This is a genomic window from Tabrizicola thermarum (assembly GCF_003574395.1).
Taxonomy (GTDB): Bacteria; Pseudomonadota; Alphaproteobacteria; order Rhodobacterales; family Rhodobacteraceae; genus Tabrizicola; species Tabrizicola thermarum.
This window is the reverse complement of record NZ_QMJY01000014.1, coordinates 20,329-40,452: the sequence shown is the minus strand read 5'-3', so window position 1 is coordinate 40,452 and position 20,124 is coordinate 20,329. Positions and strand designations below refer to the sequence as shown.

At 67.6% G+C, this 20,124-nt stretch carries 20 protein-coding genes, 1 tRNA gene and 1 pseudogene; 9 read left to right on the top strand and 13 right to left on the bottom strand.

Annotation, left to right across the window (positions count from 1 at the left end; translation table 11 throughout):
* Positions 1-7 precede the first annotated feature (7 nt).
* From D5084_RS07845 to D5084_RS07830, 4 genes and pseudogenes are all read right to left on the bottom strand, one after another.
* Positions 8-685, bottom strand: a pseudogene (locus tag D5084_RS07845) (ABC transporter ATP-binding protein).
* A complete protein-coding gene (locus D5084_RS07840) occupies positions 682-1,887 on the bottom strand; it encodes an ABC transporter permease (protein ID WP_128514975.1) in 1,206 nt (401 codons plus the stop codon). The pseudogene D5084_RS07845 and the gene D5084_RS07840 overlap by 4 nt, the downstream one beginning before the upstream one ends.
* Complete coding sequence (locus D5084_RS07835; RefSeq protein ID WP_128514974.1) at positions 1,887-3,065, bottom strand: efflux RND transporter periplasmic adaptor subunit; 1,179 nt, start codon at positions 3,063-3,065, stop codon at positions 1,887-1,889. The genes D5084_RS07840 and D5084_RS07835 overlap by 1 nt, the downstream gene beginning before the upstream one ends.
* Positions 3,066-3,936: 871 nt before the next feature.
* Positions 3,937-4,026: transfer RNA gene (locus tag D5084_RS07830), tRNA-Ser, on the bottom strand.
* Positions 4,027-4,186: 160 nt separating this feature from the next.
* On the opposite strand from D5084_RS07830, the gene D5084_RS07825 reads away from it, so the two are divergent.
* The gene (locus D5084_RS07825) at positions 4,187-4,912 is read left to right on the top strand and encodes an aminomethyl transferase family protein (protein ID WP_354001216.1); all 726 of its coding nucleotides are present in this window, start codon (positions 4,187-4,189) and stop codon (positions 4,910-4,912) included.
* Positions 4,913-5,035: 123 nt separating this feature from the next.
* Here D5084_RS07825 and D5084_RS07820 read toward each other — a convergent pair whose 3' ends face one another.
* The 5 genes from D5084_RS07820 to D5084_RS07800 form a co-directional block, all read right to left on the bottom strand.
* Positions 5,036-5,263 (bottom strand): hypothetical protein, encoded by a 228-nt coding sequence (locus tag D5084_RS07820; RefSeq protein ID WP_128514972.1) that lies wholly within the window; start codon positions 5,261-5,263, stop codon positions 5,036-5,038.
* 281 nt (positions 5,264-5,544) lie between these two features.
* Complete coding sequence (locus D5084_RS07815; protein WP_128514971.1) at positions 5,545-5,751, bottom strand: hypothetical protein; 207 nt, start codon at positions 5,749-5,751, stop codon at positions 5,545-5,547.
* A gap of 482 nt (positions 5,752-6,233) precedes the next feature.
* Entirely contained in the window at positions 6,234-6,461 is a 228-nt protein-coding gene (locus D5084_RS07810) for a hypothetical protein (protein WP_128514970.1), read from the bottom strand.
* Between the two features lie 252 nt (positions 6,462-6,713).
* Entirely contained in the window at positions 6,714-6,941 is a 228-nt protein-coding gene (locus tag D5084_RS07805) for a hypothetical protein (protein WP_128514969.1), read from the bottom strand.
* A gap of 204 nt (positions 6,942-7,145) precedes the next feature.
* On the bottom strand, positions 7,146-8,132 hold the full coding sequence (locus D5084_RS07800; RefSeq protein ID WP_128514968.1) for a 2-hydroxyacid dehydrogenase: 987 nt from the start codon (positions 8,130-8,132) through the stop codon (positions 7,146-7,148).
* A 132-nt stretch (positions 8,133-8,264) separates the two neighbouring features.
* Here D5084_RS07800 and D5084_RS07795 point away from each other — a divergent pair, with 132 nt between their 5' ends.
* From D5084_RS07795 to D5084_RS07775, 5 genes are all read left to right on the top strand, one after another.
* Positions 8,265-8,813, top strand: a complete 549-nt coding sequence (locus D5084_RS07795) for an SH3 domain-containing protein (RefSeq protein WP_128514967.1) — start codon at positions 8,265-8,267, stop codon at positions 8,811-8,813.
* Positions 8,797-9,693 (top strand): cation diffusion facilitator family transporter, encoded by an 897-nt coding sequence (locus D5084_RS07790; protein WP_128514966.1) that lies wholly within the window; start codon positions 8,797-8,799, stop codon positions 9,691-9,693. The genes D5084_RS07795 and D5084_RS07790 overlap by 17 nt, the downstream gene beginning before the upstream one ends.
* Positions 9,694-9,768: 75 nt before the next feature.
* Positions 9,769-10,428: a TetR/AcrR family transcriptional regulator gene (locus D5084_RS07785; protein WP_128514965.1), complete on the top strand. Its 660-nt coding sequence runs from the start codon at positions 9,769-9,771 to the stop codon at positions 10,426-10,428.
* Positions 10,425-11,612 (top strand): pyridoxal phosphate-dependent aminotransferase, encoded by a 1,188-nt coding sequence (locus D5084_RS07780; RefSeq protein WP_128514964.1) that lies wholly within the window; start codon positions 10,425-10,427, stop codon positions 11,610-11,612. Before D5084_RS07785 ends, D5084_RS07780 begins: the two co-directional genes overlap by 4 nt.
* Positions 11,609-13,192: a 5-guanidino-2-oxopentanoate decarboxylase gene (locus tag D5084_RS07775; RefSeq protein WP_128514963.1), complete on the top strand. Its 1,584-nt coding sequence runs from the start codon at positions 11,609-11,611 to the stop codon at positions 13,190-13,192. Before D5084_RS07780 ends, D5084_RS07775 begins: the two co-directional genes overlap by 4 nt.
* Here the strand turns inward: D5084_RS07775 and D5084_RS07770 are convergent.
* Positions 13,180-14,325, bottom strand: coding sequence for an MFS transporter (locus D5084_RS07770; protein WP_128514962.1), 1,146 nt, complete (start codon positions 14,323-14,325; stop codon positions 13,180-13,182). The genes D5084_RS07775 and D5084_RS07770 overlap by 13 nt on opposite strands.
* A 219-nt stretch (positions 14,326-14,544) precedes the next feature.
* On the opposite strand from D5084_RS07770, the gene D5084_RS07765 reads away from it, so the two are divergent.
* Positions 14,545-15,150 carry a 50S ribosomal protein L25/general stress protein Ctc gene (locus tag D5084_RS07765; RefSeq protein ID WP_128514961.1) on the top strand — a complete coding sequence of 202 codons (606 nt, stop codon included), beginning with the start codon at positions 14,545-14,547 and terminating at the stop codon, positions 15,148-15,150.
* Positions 15,151-15,221: 71 nt separating this feature from the next.
* Here the strand turns inward: D5084_RS07765 and D5084_RS07760 are convergent, their stop codons facing one another.
* Positions 15,222-15,887, bottom strand: coding sequence for an FkbM family methyltransferase (locus tag D5084_RS07760; protein ID WP_128514960.1), 666 nt, complete (start codon positions 15,885-15,887; stop codon positions 15,222-15,224).
* A 72-nt stretch (positions 15,888-15,959) separates the two neighbouring features.
* Here D5084_RS07760 and pth point away from each other — a divergent pair, with 72 nt between their 5' ends.
* Positions 15,960-16,634, top strand: coding sequence for an aminoacyl-tRNA hydrolase (pth, locus tag D5084_RS07755; RefSeq protein WP_128514959.1), 675 nt, complete (start codon positions 15,960-15,962; stop codon positions 16,632-16,634).
* 80 nt (positions 16,635-16,714) lie between these two features.
* Here the strand turns inward: pth and D5084_RS07750 are convergent, their stop codons facing one another.
* Together D5084_RS07750 and D5084_RS18670 are read right to left on the bottom strand one after the other, a co-directional pair.
* Complete coding sequence (locus D5084_RS07750) at positions 16,715-17,671, bottom strand: YcjF family protein (RefSeq protein WP_238382572.1); 957 nt, start codon at positions 17,669-17,671, stop codon at positions 16,715-16,717.
* A gap of 29 nt (positions 17,672-17,700) precedes the next feature.
* On the bottom strand, positions 17,701-19,116 hold the full coding sequence (locus tag D5084_RS18670) for a YcjX family GTP-binding protein (protein WP_162302400.1): 1,416 nt from the start codon (positions 19,114-19,116) through the stop codon (positions 17,701-17,703).
* 212 nt (positions 19,117-19,328) lie between these two features.
* On the opposite strand from D5084_RS18670, the gene truA reads away from it, so the two are divergent.
* Positions 19,329-20,102 carry a tRNA pseudouridine(38-40) synthase TruA gene (gene truA / locus D5084_RS07740; protein ID WP_128514956.1) on the top strand — a complete coding sequence of 258 codons (774 nt, stop codon included), beginning with the start codon at positions 19,329-19,331 and terminating at the stop codon, positions 20,100-20,102.
* The last annotated feature ends 22 nt before the right edge of the window (positions 20,103-20,124 follow it).

Sequence of the window (20,124 nt, the reverse complement as noted above, 5' to 3'; positions counted from 1 at the left end):
CAGCGCCCTATCCGGTCACCTTGCCGTCCGCGACGACGATCTGCCGCCGACAAAGGCTCGCGATCTTCTCGTCATGGGTCGAGATCAGGAACGTCGTGCCCTCGTCGCGGTTGATTTGGGCGATCAGGTCCATCACCTGCATCGCCGAGGCACGGTCCAGATTGCCCGTGGGCTCGTCGGCCAGCACCAGTTCGGGGCGGTTCATCAGCGCGCGCGCGACAGCCACGCGCTGCTTCTGCCCGCCGGACAGGTTGGTCGAGGGAAAGTCGATACGCTCGGCCAACCCCATCCGGGCAAGCAGTTCACGCCCGCGCGCCCGTGCCGCAGCCGTTTCGCGCCCCTCGCGCACGGCAGAGGGGAAGATCACGTTCTCCAGGGCGGTAAAGTCGGGCAGCAGGTTGTGGAACTAGAAGACAAAGCCGATGTGCCGGTTACGGAACGCCGTCAGCGCCCGGTCGTCGGCCTGGACCAGATCCACCCCCAACATCCGGTGATTGCCCGAAGTGGGCTTCATCAGCGTGCCAAGGATGGTGAGAAGCGTGCTCTTGCCCGACCCGGACGGCCCCAAAAGGGCGGTCAACTCTCCGGTTCGAAGTGTCAGTGACAGACCACGCAGCACCCGCGTTGCGGCCTCGCCCGTGCCGAACGTCTTGACCAGGTCCTCGACCTCGACCAGCGCACTCATTGCCCGATCGCCGTGACCGGATCGACCCGGGCCGCGGCGCGCGCCGGCAGGATCGAGGCGAGGACCGCGCCCAGGACGGTCAGGATGATCGCCAATCCGTAGGAACCTTGGGTGATATCCATGGGCAGGGTGCCGGGCCGGAAGGCCTCGCGCGTGGGAAATGGCAGCAGCGCCAGATAGCCGAGTGCTGCCCCAGACAGCCCGCCCAGAAGCCCCACCATCGCGCCCTGAGTCACGAACACGAAGACCACGAACCCGCGTCCGGCCCCCATCGCCCGCATGATCCCGATCTCCGGCCGGCGCCGGTAGGTGGACAGAAGCAGCGCCGAGGCGACGCCGATCACGATGGTGACGAGTGCAAAGGATTTGAGAAAATACCCGGTCTGAGCCTGCGCGTTCAGCGCCTCCATCAGTTGCTCGGCGCCGTCAGTCCATGGCACGGCGTCAAGCCCCGTCAGCGCACGGATCCGCAGCGCCGTGGCGTCCGCGGAATTGAGATCATTCAGCTTGATCTCGATCCGGGTCACGCCTTGCGGTAGGGCGAACAGCGTCCGTGCGGTGGGCAGGCTGACAAAGATGCTGCTGCGATCCATCATGCCGTTGCCGGTCTTGTAGATGCCGCTCAGCGTCAGCACCATCGAGACACCGCCCGAGGATTGCAGACGCAGGGTCTGGCCAAGCCGCAGCGACAGGTCATCGGCCAGAGTTTGCCCCAGCACGATCAGACCCGACCCCAGACGGGCCGTCCCTTCGACCATGTAGCCGTCCAGATTCAGGATCGCGGATTCCCGCCCCGGTTCCAGTCCCGTCACGCTGACCTGCGCCACCTGCGCCCCGCGCGTCAGGAACCCTGCACCCGTGATCTGCGGCGAGACCGCGATGACGCCGGGCACCGTCTCGATCAATGGAACCCAGGTCGCGGCGTCGGCCAGCGTGGCGGTGCGGGCACGGCCCCGTTCGACGGCGGCAAGGACATGTCCTTCGGCCGAGATCAGGATCGCAGGGTCGGCATCCTCGGCCTTGATCGTGACATGGCTGATGTCTCCCACGGTGCGCGCCAGGATGAACTCTGCCAGCCCCCCGATCAGAGCCGACATGAAGATGAAGATGAACACACCCACGGCGACGCCCAGCACCAGAAGGGCCGTCTGCGCCTTGCTCGCGGTCAGGTAGCGCAGGGCGATCTTCAGGCCATAGAGCATCAGGGTTGCTCCATGCGCACTGACTGCCCGTCCGCGATGCCGGTCGCATCCACGATCAGCACGTCACCCGGCACCAGCCCGTCGGCCACGATCAACCGCGCGGCCGGCCAGTCGATCACGCTCACCGGCCGTGTCCGGGCGATCCCTTCCGCGACGACCAGCACCGCCGGCCTGCCATCCTCGGTGCGCAGCGCGGTGCGCGGCACGGTCAGCGCGGCGTCGCGCTGCTCGATGACGATGTTGGCGGTGACCGTCAGGCCGACCGGCGCCATCACCGGATCGGCAAAGGCAAGCTTCACGGCCAGACCGCCGGTCGCTGCATCCACTCGCTGCGACACAAAGCTCACCCGGCCTTCGCGCGTGGCCGTCTCGCCGGAGAGTTGCAACACGGCCGGCATGCCCGCCCGGATCTGCGTGGCATAGGCCTCGTCCACATCCGTCTCGACGATCAGCTGGCCCAGATCGGCAATCGTCATCAGCACGGTCGTGGGGTCGATGGTCTGGCCCAGGTCAACATTCAGGGTCAGAACCGTCCCGGTCATCGGTGCGCGAATGGTGAAGTTGGCAAGCTGGATCTTGGCCTGATCGACCAAGGCCGTCATGCGCGCCACCTCCTGTGCGGCCGTCTGCGCGGCGGTTTCTGCGTTTTCCAGTGCGGTGCGGGCGACATTGGTCCCAAGCGCGCGCGTCCGTTCAAGGGTCGCCTGCGCCTGCGCCTGAGCAACCAGGGCGGCATCCAGTCCCGCAATGGCCTGCCGCAGGACAGCCTGCTGGGCAGTGGAGTCTATCCGCGCGACAATCCCGCCTGATTGCACAATGTCGCCTTCGACGACCGACAGATCGGCCAGCGTGCCGCCAACCTGCGCCCGCACATCAACCGAATGAAGGGCTTCGATCCTGCCGTTCACGGCCAGAACCCGTGTCACCGGCGCCGGCATGACGGTTTCGACCGCAACAGGCACCGGACCGCTCGCCCAAGGCTGCAGGACAAGGCCGAGACCCGCGCCCCCGGCCAGAACCAGGCCAACGGTCCAGATCCAGATACGCTTCGATGGCCTCGGGACTGGAGACACAGGTGTCGGGCGCACGGCTGGCAAACGTCGCTCACCTGCCTCTGCAGAGGATATTGCGGCCTCTCCAGAGGGTTCATCCCGCTTCTGTAGTTCCGGTGTCGTCATCTGCTTCTCCCGGCCCGCGAACGGTCCAGACGGACGCTAGACGGTCAATATCCAAGAAAACAATACTCTGCCGATCGCGCGTACACTCTGATCTGTGTCAACGACCGAAGTGGTGGCATGGGAAACAGAACCAGAAATCCGACCAATGCCGATTGGTCCCTACGAATTTCCTGGCCTGACCAAGTCCGCTATCGGTCGGGCTTGACGGGCGGACGCTGGCAGAGCATCCGGCGCTCCATGCCCAGCCTGCGCATATGCTGCTATGGTGTTCCTGGTTTGGGCCGTGAATGGCTACCTGAGCAATCCCACTCTCTGCTATACTCCCGCTTGCCGATACGACTGGTTCCCGAGCGTCAGCTTCTGCCATCCTGACAGATCGGCTCTGCATAACCCGTTGTCTGCCTTGTCAAAAAGTTGGGAGAATTGCCACTTTTTGTGTGACGGGTAGAGATATTTCGGTCGTCCGCGCGGGGGAGGCCGGGGGGCGGTCCCGGCCCGGACGTGGAAGGCAGCCGGACCTGGACGGCGTCCACGTCCGACGCGGTCTCTGTCCACGTCCGGCACGCTCTCAGCGTCCGCCCCTCCCCCTGTCCGAACCTGCCGCCAGTGCCGGGGGGAAATTGCCAACCCAGCGCCACCGCTGCGGGGACTGTTCCCGGACGAGGACAGGAGCACAGGCAGGCGCGCGCCTGACGAGCAGCCCAGGGCTTGTCCCGGCTTACCACGGAACACGCTCACGAAAGCGTGAACCGATCACCTGTCGAGGCGTGCCCCCTGCCGACTAAGTCAACAGGCAAAGCGCGGATGGCTTTAGTGCCCATTTAGTGCCCGGAACAGGACGCGCCGAATTATCCAAATATTTCAATGATGATGGCGGAGACGAAGGGATTCGAACCCTCGAGACCCTTTCGGGTCTGCGCCCTTAGCAGGGGCGTGCCTTCGACCACTCGGCCACGTCTCCGCCTGTCCGTTTATCGGGGCGGGGCGGTGGGGGCAAGGGGAAAGCTGCGCCCCTGTCGCAGGGCCGCAGAGACGGCTTCTGTTCCCCCTGATGCCGCACCAACCTGTCGGGAAGGATCGGCGGGGCAGGGCGCTTCGGTCCGGTCTGATACGCGCACGGGATCGCCAGACATGACCCTTCCAGCCCAGGCCCGGATCGTCGTCATCGGGGGTGGCATCATCGGCTGGCCAGTGTCACCGAGGCAGACCTGTCGAACGCCGCCATGCCCTTCGGGTCGGCGCGTGTGATCGCGGTGGCCGGGGTCCGGGTCCGGGCGTTGCGGGTGACCTATGTCGGCGAACTGGGCTGGGAGCTGCACATCCCGACTGGCGATCTGGGCACGGTCTACGACTGGCTGATCGCGGCGGATCCGGCCTTGCGTCCGGTGGGGTATCGGGCGCTGGAAAGCCTGCGGCTGGAAAAGGGCTATCGCGCCTGGTCTGCGGACATCACGCCGAACGACACACCCTTCGAGGCGGGCCTGGGCTGGGCGGTGAAGCTGAAATCCGGCCTGCCCTTCCTTGGACGGGCGGCGCTGGAGGCGCAGGTCGCTCAGCCCATGGGCAAGCGGCTGGTGGGCTTTTCCGTGACCGCCCCCGATGCGGTGCTGGTCGGGCGCGAGACGATCCTGCGGGATGGCAAGCCGGTTGGCTATCTCACCTCGGGCGGGTATGGCTATACGGTCGGGGCCAGCATCGGCCTTGGCTATGTGCGCAACCCGGCGGGCGTGACCGACATCTGGCTGGGCGCAGGGCGCTATGCGCTGGTCATCGCAGGGGAGGAGACGCCCGCGGACCTGTCTCTGGCGCCGCCGTACGATCCGGACGGCGCGCGCATCCGGGCCTGAGCGTTTGCGCAAGGTGCCCCGGTCCCGACGGTCGGAACCGGGGGAGGGCGGCGGTCGGCCCGGGAAAGGCGCGGCGTGTCACGCGGACCGCCGCGCCGAAATCACGCAGTGATCCAGAGACCCTTAGCCGCGGACACCCGTCCGCGTCGGGGTTTCGTCGTCATTGCCGCAAGCGATGGCGCAGACCAGCACCAGGCCCACGACGACCGGCACGATCCAGCCCGAACGGGGCGATTCTGCGACGACTTCCGGCTGGCCTTCCTCTTCGATGACCACCGGGCCACCGGCAAAGCTGGCCGTGGTGCCGAAAGCGATCGAAAACGCCAGTGCGGCGGTTGCAATTTTCTTCATCTGCTTTTCCTCATGTCTTTTTTTGCGGCTCTGATCCGGCCGACGCCCGACAGTCCCGCGATGCATCCCGCGCTTCAAGCGCAAGCGGAATTGCCGCAGCACAGATGCAACAGGCTGTGCCAAAGATGCACCAGTTCGCCTGTCGGCAGGCCAAAGCGGCAGAGCGACCGCAGTCTGGCGGGCGATAAAAAAAGACGGCAGCGCCAAGGCGCCGCCGTCAAGGCCTGTCAATGTCGGGTCGCGCGGCCGTCACATTTCAGCCGGCGCGCGACGGCCGAACATTATTCGCCGTTGTTGTCGTCGTTTCCGCAGGCGATGGCGCAGACCAGCACCAGGCCGACGACGACCGGAACGATCCAGCCCGAACGCGGCGATTCGGCAACGACTTCCGGCTGGCCTTCTTCTTCGACCATGACCGGGCCGCCAGCAAAGGCGGTCGAGCTGAACGCGCTGGTGAGCGCCAGAACAGATGCAGCAATACGTTTCATTTCCACTTTCCCTTCTTTCACGCGACGGCATCACCCCATCGGATGAGACTCGCATCGCATCGGAATTTACGAATTGCAAGCGGATTGCCGCCTGTCCTGTTCGACAGTCGGCACCTGTATCAAAGATGCCTCACAGCTTCGTGTTTCCTGCTCGCCGGGCGGCCGTCCGGTCGCTTTCCCGCGGCAGGACTGCACCAAAGCGGGCCTGGGAAACCGCCTGTGCTGGCTGGCACGCCGATCGCCGCACAGGCTGACAGCAGTCGTCGCAGGGCCGGAAAGACTGCGAAAGTGACGGGAGCGAAGGTGGCGGCGACGAACTGCCACGGCCAGTCGGAAAGCAAGGCCCGCGTGGCGATGGAAGAGCAAAGCGCGAAACCCGCTTGGCATCACAGCGCGCCCGCTTCGGCGAACGCAAGAACTGACGCGGCGCTTCACGCTGACCGCCGCGTCAGGAAATCGCGTTGTTGGTCTTCAGCCGGGCGTCACGGAGCCGGCGTAGGCGGCGGCGGACCGGTTTCCTCATCGTCATTGCCGCAGGCAATGGCGCAGATCAGCACCAGGCCGACAACCACGGGGACGATCCAGCCCGAGCGCGGCGATTCCGCGACGACTTCCGGTTGGCCTTCCTCCTCGACAACGACCGGGCCGCCCGCGAAGGCAGAGGACGCGGTCATCGCAAGCGCCAGCAACGGCGCGGTAGATTTCATCATGGAGTGTCCTTTCTGTTGTCCGGAGACTTCCGGTACCGGCACCCACCGGCCCGAGTCAAACGCTAGGCAGGTGACAGGATCGGCACAACGGATTCGTGGTTGCCGGGTCAAATCCGTGGCAGAATTTGGCCCAATTGCAACAGTAACCGCCCCGCTGGTCGCATGTGCGTCCAGCAAGTCAGTCTGCCAGAAGGCTTTCGGAAGGCGTCCCCGATCTGGCCCGGGGGGGGCGCACGACAGATCGGATTGGACTTATTTGCTTCCCGTATCGGGTGCCGGATCATCATCGCCGCCACCGCACGCGATGGCGCAGACCAGCGCCAGGCCGATCACGACCGGCACGATCCAGCCCGAACGGGGCGACTCGGCGACGACTTCCGGCTGGCCCTCTTCCTCGATGATGACCGGACCGCCGGCATGAGCGACCGAGGCGCCAAGCGATGTGGCGGCAATCACGGCCGCTTTCAGGAATTCCTGCATTCTTTTCTCTCCATGTCCCGACGGCTGCGGCTCCAGGGCCGCAGCTTCGTCCCCGACGCTTAGTCTGCGGGACAGTGCGCCGCAATCCAATCCGCACCAGTGGAAACAGTTTCTCCACAGAAAAATGGGGAGCTTCGCCACCAGGTTGTGGAAGCCAAGGGTTCGGACACAACCCATGCGGCACGACGTGCCTCGCGGCTGCGGTCAGAACATGCCGGGGACGACCTGATCCGGCGGTCGGTGGCCATCAGCGAAGGTCTTGATGTTGATGATGACCTTCTCGCCCATCTCGATCCGGCCTTCCAGCGTGGCCGAGCCCATGTGCGGCAAAAGGACGACGTTGGGCAGTTCCAGCAGGCGCGGGTTGATGTCGGTGCCCTGTTCGTAGACGTCAAGCCCCGCCCCGGCCAGCTCTCCGGCCCGCAGCGCCCGGGTCAGGGCGTTCTGGTCGATCACCTCGCCGCGCGAGGTGTTCACCACTACCGCTGTCGGCTTCATCAGCTTCAGCCGCCGCGCGTTCAGCAGGTGGAAGGTCGAGGGCGTATGCGGGCAGTTGACCGAAACGATGTCCATCCGCGCCAGCATCTGGTCCAGGCTTTCCCACCAGGTCGCCTCGTGCTCGGCCTCGATCTCGGGGCGCAGGCGTTTGCGGTTGTGGTAATGCACTTGCAGCCCGAAGGCCCGCGCCCGCCGCGCGACCGCCTGGCCGATCCGGCCCATCCCCAGGATCCCCAGCCGCCGACCGCCCAGCCGGCCGCCCAGATTGGCCATCGGCGACCAGCCGGTCCAGCTGCCCGACTGCATGATCCGCAACCCCTCGGGGATGCGGCGGATCACCGCCAGCATCAGCGCCATCACCATGTCGGCGGTATCCTCGGTGGACACGCCGGGGGTGTTGGACACGAGTATCCCCCGCTGCCGCGCCGTTGCCACGTCGATATGGTCGACCCCCGCCCCGTAATTGGCGATCAGCTTCAGCTTCTCGCCCGCCTGCGCCAGAAGGCCCGCGTCGATCGTGTCGGTGATCGTCGGCACCAGCACATCCGCCCGCCGCATCGCGTCGGCCAGTTCCTCGCGCGTCATGGCCAGGTCCGGGTCGCGCAGTTCGACGTCGAACAGCTCTTTCATCCGCGTCTCGACCACTTCGGGCAGGCGTCGCGTCACGACCACAGTCAGGCGGCTGGCAGGCATGGCGATCTCCCCGACACTTCCAAATCCGGCGTCCTTGGGGCAAGGTGCCGACAAGCGGGGCGATGCACAAGTCCCAGGTAGAGCGGTAACGGTGGCGGTGGCGCGCAGCGCGACACCCGATGAGGCGACAAGATGATGCGGATTGCGGGCGTTCTGGCACTTCTGGGTGCGCTGTGCGGCACGTCCCTTGCGGCCCAGGAAACCGATTCCCCTGTCGCCGCAGAGAAGCCGCCGGAAAAGCAGTGCCAGCCCGATGTCGGCTGTGTGACGAACCTGCCCTTGCCGCGGTTCGTGTCGCTGAAGGGCAGCGAGGGCAATGCCCGGCGCGGGCCCGGCCTGACGCACCGGATCGACTGGGTCTTCACCCGCGCGGGAATGCCGCTGAAGATCACCGCCGAATACGAGAACTGGCGCCGGGTCGAGGATTTCGAAGGCGCGGGCGGCTGGGTGCACTATTCGCTCCTGTCCGGGGTCCGCACCGTTCTGGTGACGCTGGACATGGCGGAACTGCGCGACGACCCCTCCGACAGCGCCACGGTGATCGCCCAGGCGGAACTCGGCGTTGTCGGGCGCGTGCTGGAATGCAATCCCGACTGGTGCCGGGTGTCGCTTGACGGTATGCGCGGCTGGATCCGCAAAACCGCAGTCTGGGGCGTGAATGCCGATGAAATCATCGAATGACCCGCCCCAAGGCAAGGTAAGGCTGACGATCTCGGCCGGCATTGCCTCGGTCCTGGTGGCCGGGGTGCTGGTCGCGCTGAAGCTCTGGGCGCTGGCCGAGACTGGGGCCCTGTCCATTGCCGCTTCGCTGGCCGACAGCGCGATGGACCTTGTGATGTCGCTTGGTGCTGCTGCGGCCATCGTCTATGCCGCCCGCCCGGCGGACGAGGATCACGCCTTCGGCCATACTTCGGCCGAGGACCTGACCGCGCTGGGGCAATCGGCCTTCATCATGGTCTCGGCGGGCCTGATAAGTTGGACGGCCGTTGCCCGGTTATCCGCCGAGACGCCGCCCGAACTGGCCTCCGAAGGGCGCGGGCTGATCGTCATGGTCATCTCGATCGCGCTGACGCTGGGGCTGGTCTGGTGGCAGGGCCGCGTGGCGCGCAGGACCGGAAGCAAGGTCGTCGCGGCGGACCGGCTGCATTACCTGGGCGACCTTCTGCCCAGCCTGGGTGCGATCCTGGCGCTGTGGATCTCCAGCCGGTTCGGGATCGGCTCGGTGGATGCGGTGGTCGCGCTCCTTGCCGCGGGGGTCATGGCCATCGGGGCGCTGCGGATCGGCAAGGACGCCTGGGACGCGCTGATGGACCGGGCAGCCGATCCGACGATCCTGAACGGCATTGCCGGCATTGCCCGCGACTGGCCGGGGGTGCGCGGCTTTCACGACCTGAAGACCCGCCGGGCCGGAAGCCGCGTCTTCGTCAACCTGCATATCGAGCTGGACGGAGACCAGTCCCTGCGCGAGGCCCACGCCATCGGAGCCGGCCTGCGCCGGGCCATCCTTGCCGCCTATCCCCATGCCGATGTCATCATCCACAAGGACGTCCACGGCGATTAACGCGTCGATCTGGTGCCAACCGCTTGACTTTCTGGCACAATGCATCGCTTATACGGTCGTATAACAGGTGACCCGATGCAAAGCTCCCGCCGCCTTTACCGCCGCGAAAGCGAAGAGAACCGCCGGTCCGCGCTGATTGCGGCCACGCAAGAGCTGGTGGCCGAAGGCGGGCCCGAGGCTGCGACCGTCCGCGCCATCGCCGAACGCGCAGGGGTCACGCCGGGGCTCATCCGGCATTATTTCCAGTCCAAGGATCAACTCAACCGCGCCGCCTATCGCGCGCTGATGGACGGGATGACTGCCAAGGGCGCGGATGCGATCGAAGGGGTGGGGGCTCAGCCGGCCGAGCGTCTGGCCGCTTTCATCGCTGCATCGTTGCGCCCGCCGGTGCTGGATGCGGGGTCGGTGGTGCTCTGGGCGGGCTACATGCACAAGGTGCGCAGCGATCCCGAACTTCTGGCGGTGCACGAGGCGGGCTATCTGGCCTATCGCGACACGCTGCAACGGCTGATCGAGGCGCTGCCGCGCGACACCGAACCGGGCCAGACCCGCCGCGAGGCGATTGCCTGCAACGCGCTGATCGACGGGCTCTGGGTCGAGGGTTCGCTGTTGTCGGCAAGCTTTGCACCGGGCGAGATCGTCTCGATCGGTCTCGCCTCGGCCGGGGCGATCCTTGGGGTGGACCTCCTGGCCCATACTGCGCTGCTGCCGGACTTTGGAAGGAAAACCGGATGAGATACGCCTCTGTCACCGACCGGCTGGCTGGACTGGGTGGGGCGAAATGGGCGCTGCACGCCCGCGCCCGCGCGCTCAAGGCCGCAGGCGAGGAGATCATCGAGCTGACCATCGGCGAACCCGACGTGCCGACGCCCGCCCGGTTCATCGAGGCGGCGGCGCGGTCGATGGCGGCGGGCCGCACCGGCTATTCCAACGGGCGGGGCGAACCCGGCCTCGTCGCAGCACTGGCGGCGCGCTATACGGCCCGCCGCGGGCGCGAGATCGGCCGGGATCAGATCATGTGCCTGCCCGGCACCCAGACTGTCCTCTACGCCGTGCTGCGCACCCTGGTCGAGGCGGGGGACGAGGTGCTGATCGGCGACCCGATGTATGCCACCTACGAAGGCCTGATCGCCCAGACCGGCGCGCTGGCGGTGCCGGTTCCGCTGCGCCCGGAACACGGTTTCCGCATGCAGGTTGCCGATGTGGCGGCCCGGATCACGCCGCGCAGCCGTGTCCTGTTCCTCAACACCCCGCACAACCCCACGGGTGCCGTGCTGCGCGCCGAGGACATTCGCGCGCTGGGGGCCCTGGCCCAGGCGCATGACCTGTGGATCCTCTCGGACGAGGTCTACGAGGATATGGTGTTCCCGAACGTCCCCTTCGCCTCGCCGCTGGACTTCCCCGAACTGGCCGAACGCACTGTCGTCGCTTCCTCGATCTCCAAGTCCCATGCTGCGCCCGGCTTCCGCTCCGGCTGGTGCGTCGGCCCGGCAGAGTTCTGCGCGCGGATGCTGCCACTTTCGGAAACCATGCTTTTCGGCTCGCAACCCTTCATTGCGGACCTCACCGAACTTGCAGTTTCCGAACCTTCCCCGGTGGCCGAGGGGATGGTTCAGCGTTTCTCGCGCCGCGCGGCGATCCTTGCGCAGACGCTGGATGGCGTGGGCGGCCTGCGTGTCCACCGGCCCGAGGCCGGCATGTTCGCGCTGGTCGACGTCCGCGCCACCGGCCTGTCGGGCGAGGCCTTCGCCAGCGGGCTTCTGGACCGGCAGAAGGTTGCCGTCATGCCCGGCGAAAGTTTCGGGGCCGGGCTTCAGGGCTGGCTGCGCCTGTCGCTCACGCAACCCGACGACCGGACCCTTGAGGCCGCCACCCGCATCGCCGCCCACGCGGCCAGCATTCTAGGGAACGCAGCATGACCACCGTCGGCATCCGCCTTGTCGAAGGCCTGATCGCGCGCGGGATCGACACGGTCTTCGGCATCCCCGGCGTCCACACGATCGAACTTTATCGCGGCCTCGCCGCCGCCGGGGGCAAGATCCGCCACGTCACGCCGCGCCACGAACAGGGCGCGGGCTTCATGGCCGACGGCTATGCCCGGGTCGCGGGCAAACCCGCCGCAGCCTTCGTCATCACCGGCCCCGGCCTGACCAACACGCTTACCGCAATGGCGCAGGCAAGGGCGGACTCTGTGCCCATGCTGGTGGTCTCGGGCCTTGGCCGCAGCGACACGCTGGGCAAGGGCCTTGGCCGTCTCCACGAACTCCCCGATCAGGGGGCCATGGTCGCCGCGCTCTGCCACACCGAAACCGTGACCGACCCCAGGACACTGGGCGAGGTCCTGGACCGCGCCTTCGCCGCGATGACGGCGGGTCGGCCCGGCCCCGCGCATATCCAGATCTCGACGAACATGATGGGTCAGCCCTGCCCGGACCTGCCGCCGCCCGTGGTTTCGGGCAGCGCGGTGCCGCTGCCGCTGGGTCGGCTCCGCAGCATCGCCACGGTGCTGAACGAGGCCGAGAAGATCGTCATCCTCGCCGGTGGCGGCACCCGTGGGGCCGAGGCGCATCTGCAGAAGCTGGCGGAATCCATCGACGCCCCGGTGATCCAGACCGTCAACGCACGCGGGGCGATGTTCGGCCACCGCCTTTCGGTGCCCGCCTCGCCCAGCCTCGCCGCAGTCCGCAAGCTGATCGCCGAGGCCGATCAGATCCTCGCCATCGGCACCGAGCTTGGGCCGACCGACTATGACATGTATGTCAACGGCCGCGTGCCGGACCTGTCCGGCATGATCCGCATCGACATCTGCGCCGAGCAACTTGCCCGGCACCCCGCCAGGATGCCGATCAAGGCGGATGCCGGGGCGATGATGGCCGCGCTGTTGCCGATGACGATCCGCGCCAACCGCGAAGGGGCGGAACGGGCCGAAGCCACACGCAAGGCCGCACGGGCGGAACTTGCCACCCTGTCCGCAGCGATGCCCGGCCAGCTGGACATGGTCGAGGCGATCCGCGATGCGATGCCGGGGGCGATCATCGTCGGCGACAGCACCCAGCCGGTCTATGCCGCGAACCTCTACTATGACCACGACCGCCCCGGCGGCTGGTTCAACGCGGCCACAGGCTACGGCGCGCTCGGCTACGCCCCCGGCGCCGCCGTCGGTGCCGCCCTTGCCGCTCCTGGCGTTCCCGTCGTGTGCCTGATCGGCGACGGCGGCCTGCAATTCTCGCCCGGAGAGCTGCGCACCGCGCTGGACGAAAGGCTGCCGATCACCTTCATCGTCTGGAACAACGCCGGTTTCCGCGAGATCGCCGATGCGATGCGGCAGGCGAAAGTCAGCCCCATTCTCGGCTGCGAACCTTCGCCTCTGGACATGGAGCATTTCGCCATGGCCTGCGATCTGCCCTTTGCAAGCGTGGGTCAGGACCCGGCCGAGCTGGCCGAAATCCTCGACACCCCGCAGGACGGTCCGCGCTTCCTCGAGGTTCAGGTGCGCTGACGCGCCATCAGCGGCGCCAGGACGAAGACCATGCCCACAAGGCAGGCAGCAAAGACGAAGGCCATGCGCAACCCGAAGGTCCCGGCGATCAGTCCCAGCAGCGGCGGGCCGACGAAATAGCCGAAATAGCCCAGCAGCGTCGCCCGGGCGATGGCGCGGGCGCGCGCTTCGGGGGCACTGTACTGTCCGACAAGTGAAAAGGCCGTGGGCGCCAGGACCGAGGCGCCGATCCCGGTGATGAAGAACCCCAGATAGGCGATCAGGGGCGACCCCGCCTGTGCCACGATCAGCGCGCCGATGGCCGCGATCACCGCCCCGCCGCGCAGGATCGTGAACGGGTCGATGCGGCCCGCCAGCGCCTGCCCGCCAAGCCGCGCAAAGCCCATGGTCAGCGCCAGCATGGCAGGCCCCAGCGCGCCCTCTTCGGGGCTGCCGCCCAGGGTCTTTTCGATGTGCAGCGCCGACCAGTTCTCGGATGCGTTTTCGGTCATGAAGGCGATCAGCACGATGCCGCCGCCGATCACCGGCACCAGGCCCAGGGGCAGTGCGCTGCCGTCCTTGGGCTTGCGCAGCCCCTCGATCCGGCCATCCCGCTCCAGCGTCGCCAGCGCGCAGAAAAGGCCGATCCCGCCCATCGTCGCCATCACCCAGCCCGGCCCCCAGCCCGCCCCGCGCAACACTCCGGTCAGGACCGCACCCCCCGCATAGCCGAAGGAATAGGCCGCATGGGTCAGATTCATCAGATGCAGCCCGCGCGAGGTCTCCATCGCCGCGACGCGGGCGTTCATCAGCACATCGGTCAATCCCGTGGCCGCGCCCGCGCAGGCCATGGCCAGCGGGAACATCCAGATCACCGAGGCCTGACCGGGCAGCATGAAAGCGAGCCCCATCAGCGCGACCGAGGCGGGCAGGGCGGCCCGCCCCACGGCCGCTCCGAACGCCGGGGCCGCCAGCATCGCCGAGATCGCCGCGATGGGCGTGCAGAAGATCAGAAGGCCCAGCTGCGCCTCGTCCACGCCCAGCATCGCCTTCAGGTCCGGCAGCACGGCCGCAAAGGACCCCCAGAGAACCCCCATGGCCGCAAAGGCCGCAATGGCGGGCCGGGCATGGACAAGGGTGGACAGGGGGAACATCGAACGCGTCTCCGGGGGAAAGAGCATGACAGCTAGCCCGTTCGCCCGCGTTCATCCTGCCTGCCCGCGACGCCGCACCCCACCGAGAGCGACACCCGCAGAAGCGACAGCCGTGGCCCGCAACTTCCCGCTTTCCTTCCTGACGATTCGTGGCTATAGCCCCCCCGGTCGCGCCATGCACCCTTGGAGGATGGCGGACTTATACATTGGAGAGAACCTATGGCACGCGAGATCACCGATCTTCTGGCCGAGGTACGGACGGGGACAGGCAAGGGGGCCGCCCGTCAAGCCCGTCGTGAGGGCTACGTACCTGGCATCATCTACGGCGACGGGCAAGAGCCCCAGCCGATCAAGGTGAAATACAACTACCTTCTGACCAAGCTGCGGCAGGGCCGGTTCCTGCAGACGCTCTTCAACCTCAAGGTCGAAGGCCAGCCTGACGTGCATGTCGTGTGCCGGGGTGTGCAACGCGATGTGGTCAAGGATCTGCCGACGCATGTCGATTTCATGCGCATCCACGATGACAGCCGGATCGAGCTGTTCATCCACGTCGAGTTCGTGAACCACGAAGCCTCGCCGGGCCTGAAGCGCGGCGGCACGCTGGTCGTGGTCCGTCCCGAGGTGGAACTGGAAGTCACGGCAGGCGATATCCCCGATCACATCACGGTCGACCTGACCGGCAAGAAGATCGGCGACGTGATCCACATCAACGACGTCCAGTTGCCAGCAGGCGTCAAGCCGACCATCGCCCGGAACTTCGTGATCGCGAACGTCACGGCGCCCTCGGGCCTCGTGGCGGAAGAGAACGCCGAAGAAACGGCCTGAGTCCCTTCACCAGGACAAGGATGCGGGGGGCCTTCGGGTCCCCCGATTGCATTCCGCCCCCTCCCGGGACATCACCCCCGAAGAAACACCAGCGTATCCTTCTTCGCCCCCTCGGCCGCGGCAAAGCCCTGCGCCAGCATCGCGCCCGTGATCCTCTGCACGCCCTCGGGCCCATAGACCTGCGGATGCGTCTCGACCACCACCAGCCTCACGCCCGGCAGGGGGAGCGTCAACACCTCCAGCTCTCCCCCCTCGATGTCGCACGAGATCGCCGTGGGGGCGAACTTCGCCAGCAGTTTCCCGATGGGCCGCGCCGGAACGCGGATGACCTCGGCATTCTCCGGCCAACCCTCCGGGCCCTTCCGCGCACTGGCCCAGAAAGCGGGACGCTGGCCGAACTCCACCTCGCCCGTCCCGTCACCCACCACTGCGCCCTTCAGCACCTTCACGCCCGGAAATCCGTTCGCCGCCAGGTTCCGCCGGGCAAGCTTCACCGTCTCCGGCCCGGCTTCGACCCCCATGACCGCATCTTCGCCCAGCACCCCTGCCGCCAAGGCGCAGATGAACCCCAACCCTGCGCCCAGGTCCAGCATCCGGTCCCCAGGCCGCAAATGCAGCAGCAGCGCGTCCGCCTCGTGGTTCTCGTACCGACCCGACGACAACGCCCGCTCCAGGTTCCCCTTCAGCGCCGCCTCGGGCAGCCAAAGCGTCAGGCCGCGAAGGGTGAAGCTGCGCATCAGGTGCCCTCGGTTGTCTCGATCCGCTGCCGCAGCTATACCGCAGCCATTGCAGGCAACGGGAGAGCAAAGGTGAAACTCTGGGTCGGCCTCGGCAATCCCGGTGCGAAATATGCGGGCAACCGGCACAACATCGGCTTCATGGCCGTTGACCGCATTGCCGCCGACCACGGCTTTTCCCCCTGGCGCAAGGCCTTCCAGGGGCTGGTCAGCGAAGGGCGCCTCGGGACCGAGAAGGTGGCGCTGCTCAAGCCCGAGACCTTCATGAACCTCTCCGGCCAGTCCGTGCAGGCCGCCGTCACATTCTGGAAACTGCCGCTGACCGATGTCACCGTGTTCCATGACGAGCTCGACCTCGCGCCCGGCAAGCTGCGCCTGAAACAGGGCGGCGGTCATGCCGGGCACAACGGGTTGCGCTCGATCCACAGCCACCTCGGCGACGCCTACGCCCGCGTCCGCCTGGGCATCGGCCACCCCGGCCACAAGGACGCGGTTGCCGCTTACGTCCTTCATGACTTCGCCAAGGCGGATGCAGAATGGCTGGAGGACCTCCTCCGCGGCATCTCGGACGGGGCCGAGGCTCTGGCCATGGGCGACGGACAGAAGTTCATGAATGCCGTCAGCTTGCGCACCGCGCCGCCCCGGTCCTCCACGACGAAGGACAAGACCGAGCCACAAGCGCCCACCCCTCAGCCGCAAGAGGACACCCGCAGCCCGATGCAGAGGCTTCTGGACAGGTTTCGCTAGGCCGATTTCTGCAAAGAAATCGTACCGGAGCCTTTGAAGGCTCCGACCCGGACTTTTCGAAAAGTCCGGCGCCCGGTGGATCAGCGTTCCGACCGGTTGACCAGCCCCGCCAACGCCCGACTGACCAGCGATGACACCGCCGGCCGCTCCAGCGCCACGAAGGGCATCGGCCGGCACAGCTCCATCGCCGCCACCCCCACCCGCGCCGTCAGGGCCCCGTTCACCATTCCCTCGCCAAACCGGCGCGACAGTTTCGACAGCACTCCGCCCCCCGCGACCGACCCGATCATGTCATCGGTCAGCGCCAGAGCCCCCGCCGCCACCAGCGACCCGAACACCCGGCGGAGAAGCTTCAGGCTCCCGAAACTCCCCGACCGCCCGCCGTAGATCTCGGCGATCCGCCGGATCATCCGCAGGTTCGCCACCGCCGCCGTCGCCACATCGGCCAGCGCGAGCGGCACCAGCGCCGTGACCGTCGCCACCTGCCGCGCAGCCGCCTCGATCACCAGCCGCGCCTCGGCATCCAGCGTGGTCAGAAGCTCGCGCTCTGCCAGCGCCAACAGGGCATCGGCGTCCATCACCTCGCCCTCGCGTTCCGCCAGCCGCGCCCGGCCCCAGGCCGTATCTCCCCGCGCGGCGTACAGCGAGACGATCCCCGCAACCACCCCCCGCGCCGCCTTCAGGTCTGCCGCCGTCCGCGCCTCGACGGCCCGCATCCGCAAGCTGTCCAGCCGCCCCAGCCGCAGGAAGGCCCCCCATTCGCGCAGGGCCAGCAGCAAGCCGCCAAGGACCGCAACCGCAACCAGCCCGAAAGCCACCCAGCCCAGCACCAGGTTCCGCGCCATCAGGCCCAGGACGAAATCATAGGCCGCGACCGACAGCGCAAAGCTGAACAGCGCCCCGAAGGCCCAGACCGCAAACCGCGTCAGCCCCGATCCGCGCTTCTGCGACAAGGCCGCCACGGCCTGCATCGCCTGCCCCTCGGGCAAGCCATCCGGCACGGGGGGCGCGGCCGAAGGATCGACACCCTCCTCCATCTCTTCCAGGAACGGCTTCGGCGGACGGCTCACAACTGGTCTCCGATCAGGAACTCGACCGCCCGGTCGAGGCGAATATGCGGCGGGCCTTCGCCGGGCTTCAGGCTCAGTCGCGCCGGAGCGAAGGTCATCAGGTGGTAGTCCGCATCCAGCCAGGCCTCTGCCCCCTCGCGTGCCGGCGACAGAAGGCGCGCCGGGTCCGACGGCAGCGCGCCGGGATACATCAGCGCAGGTCGCCCCGTCGCTTGCAGGATGCCCCGCACCGCAGGAACCTCGACCCCGTCGCGCGTCACGCGCTCCTCCACTGTCGCCCGCAAACTGGCCAGAGACATCGCCTCGGTCCGCGCGCCCGAGAAGTCGGCCCTTTGTTTCGCCTCGGCCAGAAGCGCGCCCGTGATCGCGGTCAGCGCCGGGTGCTGTTCATGGTGCAGATGGTCGGCCTTTGTGGCGGCAAAGAGGATGCGCTCCACCCGATGCACGCCGAAAAGGCCGGAAAGCCAGCTGTTCCGGCCGGGCCGGAAGCCCGACAGGACCTCGGCCATCACCCGCCGCAGATCCTCGACCGCGCGCGGCCCCTGATGGATCGCGCCCAGCACGTCGGCCAGCACGACCTGTCGGTCGATCTTCGCGAAATGGTCGCGAAAGAAGGGGCGGACGACCTTCGACTTGTAGGCCTCGTACCGCCGCTCCATCTCGCGCCAGAGGCTGGAGCGGCCGGTGCTGGCCGGTTTCGGCAGGGGGACGAAGGTCAGGACCGGCGACCCCGCCAGATCACCGGGCAGAAGGAACCGGCCGGGGGTGACATCGACCCTCCCGGCGTCGCGGGCGACGGTCAGGTAGGCGGTGTAGGTCTCGGCCAGTTGGCGGGCCTTCGCCTCATCCAGCCGCAGGGCGCCGTCCTCGGCGCGGGCGAGGGCGAGGTAGGCGGCAGCCTCGGGGCGCTTTTCCAGGCGGGAGAGCGAGGCTTCGGACCAGGCCTCGTAAGTCTTGTCGAGAAGCGAAAGGTCCAGAAGCCACTCGCCCGGGTAATCGACGATGTCGAGGTGGAGCGTGCGCGGCCCCCGCCAGGACGCCAGGAACCCGGCGGGTCGGACGCGGAAGGACAGCCGCAGTTCGCTGATCGCGCGGGTCGAGGCGGGCCAGCGGGGGGTGTCGCCGGTCAGGGCGGCGAGGTGGGCCTCGTAATCGAAGCGGGGGAGCGTCACGTCGGGCTGGGGTTGCAGGTAGACGGCCTGGATGCGGCCCTCGGCCTGGGCGCGCAGCTGCGGCATCCGGCCCCGGTTCAGAAGGTTGGCAACCAGCGCGGTGATGAAGACGGTCTTGCCCGCCCGCGACAGGCCGGTCACGCCAAGGCGGAGGGTGGTGTCGAACAGGGTCTCGGACAGGGTGGCCCCGGCCCCTTCGATCCCGCGGGTGATCCCGTCCGTCAGTCCGGAAAATGCCACGGTCCGTCCCTTTGCTGCGCGGGGCTCAAGATAGGGTGGGCCGGGCGGGAATGGAAGGCGGGTGGGTAGGGTGGGCAGTATTGCCCACCCTACGCTTGCGCGGCCCACGCGCGGGCAGGTGTCCACCCCACATGAAATCAATGGCTTGGCCGTGGGCATTCAGGATTTGGCAAGGATTGCGCGGGGGCAGGCTTCCGGGGTAGGGAAGGCCCATGCCCCGCTATGCGCTCCAGATCGAATACCACGGCGCCCCCTTCGCGGGCTGGCAGCGGCAGGCCCACGGCCTGCCCTCGGTGCAGGAGGCGGTCGAAACCGCCCTTGGCAAGCTGGAGCCCGGCCCCCATACGATCGCCGCCGCAGGCCGCACCGATGCCGGCGTCCATGCCACGGCGCAGGTGGCCCATGCCGATCTGACGAAGGACTGGGACCCGTTCCGCCTTGCCTCGGCGCTGAACGCGCATCTGCGCCCCGACCCGGTTGCCGTCATCGCCTGTGCAAGGGTCCCCGACGACTTCCACGCCCGCTTTTCGGCCACGGGGCGGCGCTACACCTTCCGCCTTGTCGCCCGCCGCGCGCCGGTGACGCATGACCGGGGCCTGGTCTGGCAGGTGCTGAACCGGCTGGACATCTGTGCCATGCGGGCGGGCGCGGCGGAGCTGATCGGCAGCCACGACTTCACCACCTTCCGCTCCACCCTCTGCCAGGCGAAAAGCCCGGTGAAGACGCTGGACCGGATCGAGATCGCCGAACTTCCCTATCCCGGCGGCATCGAATACCGCTTCGACCTGGCCGCGCGCAGCTTCCTGCACAATCAGGTCAGGTCGATTGTCGGCACGCTGGAGCGGGTCGGCGCAGGGGCCTGGACGCCTGCCGACGTGAAGGCAGCGCTGGAGGCGCGGGACCGGGCGGCCTGCGGGCCGGTCGCACCGCCGCAGGGGCTGTATCTGGTCGGGGTAAGCTATCCGGTGGACCCGTTCGCCCGGTAAGCGGCGACCGGAGTTTTCGAAA

Excerpts from the sequence above, each read along its gene's own strand:
- D5084_RS07840 (WP_128514975.1), bottom strand. The coding sequence starts at position 1,887 with ATGCTCTATGGCCTGAAGATCGCCCTGCGCTACCTGACCGCGAGCAAG.
- D5084_RS07835 (WP_128514974.1), bottom strand. The coding sequence starts at position 3,065 with ATGACGACACCGGAACTACAGAAGCGGGATGAACCCTCTGGAGAGGCC.
- D5084_RS07820 (WP_128514972.1), bottom strand. The coding sequence starts at position 5,263 with ATGAAGAAAATTGCAACCGCCGCACTGGCGTTTTCGATCGCTTTCGGC.
- D5084_RS07815 (WP_128514971.1), bottom strand. The coding sequence starts at position 5,751 with ATGAAACGTATTGCTGCATCTGTTCTGGCGCTCACCAGCGCGTTCAGC.
- D5084_RS07810 (WP_128514970.1), bottom strand. The coding sequence starts at position 6,461 with ATGATGAAATCTACCGCGCCGTTGCTGGCGCTTGCGATGACCGCGTCC.
- D5084_RS07805 (WP_128514969.1), bottom strand. The coding sequence starts at position 6,941 with ATGCAGGAATTCCTGAAAGCGGCCGTGATTGCCGCCACATCGCTTGGC.
- D5084_RS07800 (WP_128514968.1), bottom strand. The coding sequence starts at position 8,132 with ATGCCTGCCAGCCGCCTGACTGTGGTCGTGACGCGACGCCTGCCCGAA.
- D5084_RS07795 (WP_128514967.1), top strand. The coding sequence starts at position 8,265 with ATGATGCGGATTGCGGGCGTTCTGGCACTTCTGGGTGCGCTGTGCGGC.
- D5084_RS07790 (WP_128514966.1), top strand. The coding sequence starts at position 8,797 with ATGAAATCATCGAATGACCCGCCCCAAGGCAAGGTAAGGCTGACGATC.
- D5084_RS07785 (WP_128514965.1), top strand. The coding sequence starts at position 9,769 with ATGCAAAGCTCCCGCCGCCTTTACCGCCGCGAAAGCGAAGAGAACCGC.
- D5084_RS07780 (WP_128514964.1), top strand. The coding sequence starts at position 10,425 with ATGAGATACGCCTCTGTCACCGACCGGCTGGCTGGACTGGGTGGGGCG.
- D5084_RS07775 (WP_128514963.1), top strand. The coding sequence starts at position 11,609 with ATGACCACCGTCGGCATCCGCCTTGTCGAAGGCCTGATCGCGCGCGGG.
- D5084_RS07770 (WP_128514962.1), bottom strand. The coding sequence starts at position 14,325 with ATGTTCCCCCTGTCCACCCTTGTCCATGCCCGGCCCGCCATTGCGGCC.
- D5084_RS07765 (WP_128514961.1), top strand. The coding sequence starts at position 14,545 with ATGGCACGCGAGATCACCGATCTTCTGGCCGAGGTACGGACGGGGACA.
- D5084_RS07760 (WP_128514960.1), bottom strand. The coding sequence starts at position 15,887 with ATGCGCAGCTTCACCCTTCGCGGCCTGACGCTTTGGCTGCCCGAGGCG.
- D5084_RS07750 (WP_238382572.1), bottom strand. The coding sequence starts at position 17,671 with ATGGAGGAGGGTGTCGATCCTTCGGCCGCGCCCCCCGTGCCGGATGGC.
- truA (WP_128514956.1), top strand. The coding sequence starts at position 19,329 with ATGCCCCGCTATGCGCTCCAGATCGAATACCACGGCGCCCCCTTCGCG.